A 5,962-nucleotide genomic window follows, 5' to 3' on the forward strand; every position below is an offset into this window, starting at 1 on the left:
CGCGCCCTGAGAGATTCGAACTCCCGACCTTTTGATTCGTAGTCAAATACTCTATCCAGCTGAGCTAAGGGCGCTTATGGAGCGGAAGACGGGGATCGAACCCGCGACCCTCGCCTTGGCAAGGCGATGCTCTACCGCTGAGCCACTTCCGCACGGTATGTCTTGCTTGTCGCTTCATCAACTTTTCTCAGAGGCGACAAGGAATAATATATCAGGATTTCAGAACAAATGCAAATGTTTTTTGTTACCAATCATTATTTTATAAAAACACCGCCAAACGGAATCACTTCTCTGGCAATTCGCCGCAATAAGCTGTCGTTTTTCATATGCTCATCCAGCTTGGCATCCGGCTTGCAAGGCTGCAGCAGCACATGCCCGTGTCCCGTCATTTCCCAATGATAATTCATATGCTGACTGGCTAACGTGTTGCCGTACACGCACAGGCGCAGCTCGGCATTGCGCGGGTACGCAATAAGGCAGCTAATATCCACATATAAGGGCTGCTTCGGATCCAGCGTCATTTGATACACCGGGCCAGCGGTCAGAAGTCCTAGCGTCCCCGGTCCCTTGAACTGCATTTTGACAAGGTCTTGCGTAATGAGCGTATTTTTAACATTTTGCAGGTGAGAAGTGAAGCTGACACCCTCGGTATAAAACAGTACGTGGCGAAACTCATACAAAAGATCATCGTCAGCGCCAATGGGCACCACAGACATGCTGAAGCCTTCGGGCAGCCCGAGCATGAGCTGGGCGGGACCGCGTACACGCGACTGTATGAAACGCTTTTTGCGGTACATGCTGGGCAGCTTCATCAAGGAGTCCTCCCGCTGCTCGGATCTCCCCTGAAAGGCCACGATCTGATTCGGATGCAGCACATGAACGGCTTCGTCCTGCTCGATGCGCAGCTTGGCCATCTTTGCCAGTGAGCTTGCAGATTCGAAAACGACCTCCATGCTACTCCCCCTCCTATCTCATATGACGCTTTTGTCTCCGCCAGACCACATACCTGAACACTCGTCCAAGTATAAAATAAAGCACGACAAGCACCACAGCTGTGATAATCATATTCGTAATTTTCCGATTTCGCTTCTCTTTATCCAGCGCCACTTGCTCCATAGACTTTAAGCGCTCTTGCAGAAGCTGGTTTTCCTTTTGAAGCGTCTCGTTTTGTTGAAGGAGCTTTGCTTCCGTTTCCTGCGAATGCCGAATCGTTTCCGAAAGCTTGTCCTTTTGCTCTTCTAATTGCTGTTTCGTTGCCTCGTAATCTTGCTGAATTTGCTGCATATTCTCCGGGAGCTGATAAATTTCTTTCACTCTATCAAGCCAGGAGGCATGGGCTGCAGAGATAGGGAACATGAATCCTATCACAATGACCAGAACGCCGAGCGCATGACTAATCGCAGAAATATGACGTGCCCGCATCCGCCTTCCCTCCCGTCAGCCCGACATTTTCTTCTATTTTACCGCAAAAATCACCCCTTCACCACTCCTAAGACTTGAACCGGATAACGCAAAATTCATAGGCAAAAAGAAAAAACTTACCCTTCGCGATTAAATCACGAAAAAAGTAAGTTTTTGCACTAAGATATCGTATGTAATTATTCCCCAGCCGGTGGAGTGAACGTACGCTGCGCAAACTCAGCATCCAACATGAAGAAGGCATTGCTGTCTTTGTCGATTCGTTTCAGCTTATTGATAATGCTGTCGAACATCGCTTCTTCCTCTACCTGCTCATCAATGAACCATTTCAAGAACTGCATAGTGGCATGCTCACGGTCGTTGAGGGCCAAATCTGACAGATGGTAAATACGTCTTGTAACTTCCTGTTCGTGCAAATAAGCATGCTCAAACGCGTCCAGGATCGATTTGTATTCATTCACTGGCGTATCCATGCCGGCGAAGGAAACCTTTTTGCCGCGGTCATTCAAAAATTTAAAAATCTTCATGGCATGGAACTTCTCTTCCTCCGCTTGCACGATGAAAAAGTTCGAGAACCCATCCAAGCTTTCTGCCGCACAATAACCAGCAATCGCCAAATAGACGTGCGCAGAGTAAAATTCATAGTTCATCTGATCGTTGAGCGCTTCCGTTAGTTCCTCTTTTAACATGATGTGCTGCACATCCCTTCTGTATGGTTATATATTGCGTATTCCCCATACATACAAGATTACCAGAACTTCACATACAAATACAAACGGAAGTCATAATTTTTATTAAAATTAACGTCTAAGCCATTACGGTTTCAGCCCTGGATTCAGCAATAATCTGTTTGAGCTGGGCATATAGTAAATCAGGCGAAGAGGCGCATAACAGCTCCTTTTTGCCGATCATGGCGATGCATTCTTTCTTGCAATGTTTGCAATTGCCTAAGCAATCCTTCTTTTTCTGCTTCAGGTCCGGGTATTCGTTTTTCAATGACTTGTATATTTGTTTAGATCCGAATTTTTCGTTTCTACAGCAGTATTTAATCGTCTTCATGCCGTCCAACCTCCACCGCTCATATCTGCCGCCTATCCTGATATTAGTGATAATAATAATCAATGTCAACTGAAAAATGAAGATGGTTGTACCAAGAAAGCTTCCCTACTCCTTCTAAAAGGAACTGATGAAGCTCTTTGTGATGCAATGAGTTGAATTTGAAGGGCATTCGTCCAACAAGACATCCTATTGGCATGGACACAATCTCACCGCAAAATTTTGGGTTTGATGCGGAATACGATTTCCATTACAATCAATGATAATTATTATCAATTAAGTTGAAATCTACAAAGGGGATGATTGAATGACTTTACAACACAAACAGCTCACTGAAGATACCGACGAAAATGTCCTCTTCCGTTTTATCGATATAGAACCGATGGTCTCGTGCATGGAGAAGGCTGCCGGCCCCGCTTTCGCGGAAACATATATTTTGCTGCTTGCTGCCAAAGGCAAATGTACTGTGATTGCGGACAAACAGCGTTATGCGCTGGAGCGTGACCGCTGTTTCCTTATCCCCCCGGGTACGCTGCTTGATTTCGAAATGAACGGAGCCGTCTATCCCGATGGCTTCTGCATAACATTTGAAGCGCTGTCGGAGCGCGCCCGCATTAAAGAAGACCGCATCTTCCAAATGTCGGCCCATGTGTTCAATTGCGGTGTCGAGATTCCAAAGCCGTATTTCCGCGAGCTGTATCGTCTGGCTGCTCTAATGAAGGACAGCCGCGAGCTCCCCGCAGAGCTGCGCAAACAAAGCAGCCTGGTCTCGTTTTACGAGCTTGTTTATCGGCTTATGGACATAGGTCAAGCAAAGGACGAGCATGATAACGATTCCCGGAATGCCATCTGGCGGACAATCCGGGAAATGGAACGCCGTTATGCCGAACCGCTGACCCGTAATGAACTAGCCGGAATCGCCTGCGTGAGCCCATGGTATTTCTCCCATTTATTTAAAGCAACAACAGGCCATAGCCCCCATCGCTACCTCTCCGATATTCGTATCGAACACGCCAAGGAATTGCTGCGCAAAGGCGTCGCGTCACGCGATGTGGCGCTCAAGGTCGGGTATGGCGACGACTCTCATTTCCGGCGTAAATTCAGGGAAGCGGTTGGTATGCCCCCCTCTGTTTTTGCCGCTCGCAAGCACGAGAAGATCGCAACCGTCAGCTATCATTATGCGGCTCATTTGTTAGCGCTGAATATTGTTCCTTACGCCGCACCGGTCGATCGTGAACGCGAATATCACCGCAGTCATTACCATGATTTAATTCCGGTTCATCTGCTGCGCCGTAAAGTAATGCCCGCTGAATTATGGAGGCATAACATGCAGAGCCTGGCCCAGGCCAAACCCGAGATTATTCTGTGCGACGAAATCACTCCCCCGGAGATTAATGAGCAGCTCAACAAAATCGCACCAACTTTTGTAGTCCCATGGATGAACAACCATTGGCGGGAACAGTTCCGGCAAATCGCCGTGATAGTCGGCAAGGCGAAAGAAGTCGAACGCTGGATCGACGAATATGAGCGCAAGGCTGACGAAGCGGGAGCGGCTGTTCACCAGTTAATCGGCGACGAAACTGTCACGCTGGTGCACTTAATGTTGGGTGAGTTAATCATTTACGGCAGACGCAACGGAGGCGCCGTACTCTATGACGATCTTCGTCTCAAGCCGGCATGCGATACAATCGATATTCCGGTATTCCGTGTCCTGTCCGCGTCCGATCTTTCGCGGCTTCACGACACTGACCATCTTCTAATGGTCGTAGATCGGGACAAGGCTTCGCAATTGGCATGGGCGCAGCTGCAAAAAGAGACTGCTTGGAAAACCATACGGGCCGTTCAAAGCGGACAAATCCATCATATCGACGAAACGCCTTGGTTGGAATATTCTCCATTCGCTCATGAGCTTGTCCTCGGGCATGCTCAGCAATTGTTCGCCAAGAAGCACTAAGCTTCTAATCGCACAATCCGCCTTCTCAACACCACACATTTCGCTCTGTTATCCTTAATAATAGGATGATAGAATACTATCCATTGATAATGATAATCAAAATTATTTGAGGAGGCACTATGCCATACATGTCCCGATCCACTTCAGTCTTTATTTTGGCTTCATTCGCAATGAGTATACTGCTGAGCGGATGTGGTTCGAACCCTACCATTAATAGCGCAGCTCCTGCGACTGAAAATGTCCTAGCATCGCCCGGCGCAGGTACTGGCACCGTTCCCGAGAAGCGCGATTTCAAGCATACGATGGGTTCGATCCAGCTTTCATCCATTCCCAAGCGGATTGTCGCTCCATATTTGGAAGATGCCCTAATAACGCTCGGCATCAAGCCTGTTGCAAAATGGTCTTACGGGGATCTGGTACAGGATTATCTGGAACCGGATCTTCAAAATGTTCCCAAGCTCGATTTTACAGGTGGACTAAACAAGGAAGCGCTTCTTGCGGCTAATCCCGACTTAATCGTGCTGTACACGACGAATATGGCGAACGAAGAAACCTACAAGCAGTATTCCGCAATCGCTCCAACCTACGTGTTTGATGACGCAACCGTCGCCTGGAAGCAGACGCTAGAGTTGATCGGCACCATGACCGGGACGTCCAACAAAGCCGAACAGGCCATTCATGATTATGACAACAAAGTCAAGGAAGCTAAAGAAAAGCTAAAACCTTATGTGGATAACAAGACGTTCGCCGTCATTCGCGCGAAACCAAAAGAAATCCAACTGATGGACGGCTCTTTTTATAGCGGACTGGTGCTCTACTCCGATCTCGGCTTAACGCCGCATAAGCTCGTTAAAGAATGGTCTTGGAGCCGCGCTCAGGCTCTGTCACTGGAGAAATTGCCTGAATTGAACGCTGATTATATTTTCGTGCTGGTGCAGGGGAAGGATTCGAGGTCGCTAATGAACGAGTATGAGAACAGCCCACTGTGGAAAAATCTCCCCGCCGTCAAGAACGGCCATGTGTTCGAGATGCCAAGCAACTACTGGATGGCTAGCGGAGCGATCGCTAATACCAAAAAAATCGACGATGTCCTAAATGTAATCGTAAAATAACGATCTCTCAGAACGTTAAAGTGATCCGGTTGGATTGTCGTTTGCGACGAATTCAACCGGTATTTTTATATAGATTCATTTTTTGAGTGGACAATTTTGTCGAAAATAATAAAAAAGCCTTCAGATTTAACTGAAGACCATGATTTTAGATATGGTGCGGTCAAGAGGACTCGAACCTCCACGGGGGGTTAGCCCACACGGACCTGAACCGTGCGCGTCTGCCAATTCCGCCATGACCGCATGAAGTGAAACTAAAAAAGTGAGTCATGTAGGATTCGAACCTACGACACCCTGATTAAAAGTCAGGTGCTCTACCAACTGAGCTAATGACTCATACTGCATAAAAAATGGCGGAGCCGACGGGATTCGAACCCGCGGTCTCCTGCGTGACAGGCAGGCATGTTAGGCCTCTACACCACGG

At 47.8% G+C, this 5,962-nt stretch carries 6 protein-coding genes and 4 tRNA genes; 2 read left to right on the forward strand and 8 right to left on the reverse strand.

The features are described 5' to 3' along the window. The 6 genes from AC3WRW_RS32765 to AC3WRW_RS32790 form a co-directional block, all read right to left on the reverse strand. Nucleotides 1-74: transfer RNA gene (locus tag AC3WRW_RS32765), tRNA-Arg, on the reverse strand. A 3-nt stretch (nt 75-77) separates the two neighbouring features. After that, nucleotides 78-152 (reverse strand) — tRNA-Gly (locus AC3WRW_RS32770). Nucleotides 153-254: 102 nt separating this feature from the next. Then, on the reverse strand, nt 255-953 hold the full coding sequence (locus AC3WRW_RS32775) for an AIM24 family protein (protein ID WP_492550402.1): 699 nt from the start codon (nt 951-953) through the stop codon (nt 255-257). Nucleotides 954-966: 13 nt separating this feature from the next. Next, on the reverse strand, nt 967-1,422 hold the full coding sequence (locus tag AC3WRW_RS32780; protein WP_492550403.1) for an SH3 domain-containing protein: 456 nt from the start codon (nt 1,420-1,422) through the stop codon (nt 967-969). A gap of 176 nt (nt 1,423-1,598) precedes the next feature. Next, on the reverse strand, nt 1,599-2,108 hold the full coding sequence (locus tag AC3WRW_RS32785) for a ferritin (protein WP_492550404.1): 510 nt from the start codon (nt 2,106-2,108) through the stop codon (nt 1,599-1,601). Between the two features lie 118 nt (nt 2,109-2,226). Next, nucleotides 2,227-2,478 (reverse strand): DUF1450 domain-containing protein, encoded by a 252-nt coding sequence (locus tag AC3WRW_RS32790; protein WP_492550405.1) that lies wholly within the window; start codon nt 2,476-2,478, stop codon nt 2,227-2,229. 304 nt (nt 2,479-2,782) lie between these two features. Here AC3WRW_RS32790 and AC3WRW_RS32795 point away from each other — a divergent pair, with 304 nt between their 5' ends. Continuing rightward, nucleotides 2,783-4,429 carry an AraC family transcriptional regulator gene (locus AC3WRW_RS32795; protein WP_492550406.1) on the forward strand — a complete coding sequence of 549 codons (1,647 nt, stop codon included), beginning with the start codon at nt 2,783-2,785 and terminating at the stop codon, nt 4,427-4,429. Nucleotides 4,430-4,557: 128 nt separating this feature from the next. Next, on the forward strand, nt 4,558-5,541 hold the full coding sequence (locus AC3WRW_RS32800) for an ABC transporter substrate-binding protein (RefSeq protein WP_492550407.1): 984 nt from the start codon (nt 4,558-4,560) through the stop codon (nt 5,539-5,541). A gap of 152 nt (nt 5,542-5,693) precedes the next feature. Here the strand turns inward: AC3WRW_RS32800 and AC3WRW_RS32805 are convergent. Together AC3WRW_RS32805 and AC3WRW_RS32810 are read right to left on the reverse strand one after the other, a co-directional pair. Next, nucleotides 5,694-5,781 (reverse strand) — tRNA-Leu (locus AC3WRW_RS32805). Between the two features lie 20 nt (nt 5,782-5,801). Continuing rightward, nucleotides 5,802-5,874, reverse strand: a tRNA-Lys gene (locus tag AC3WRW_RS32810). Nucleotides 5,875-5,962 lie beyond the last annotated feature (88 nt).

This window comes from Paenibacillus sp. FW126-R14 (assembly GCF_058789495.1).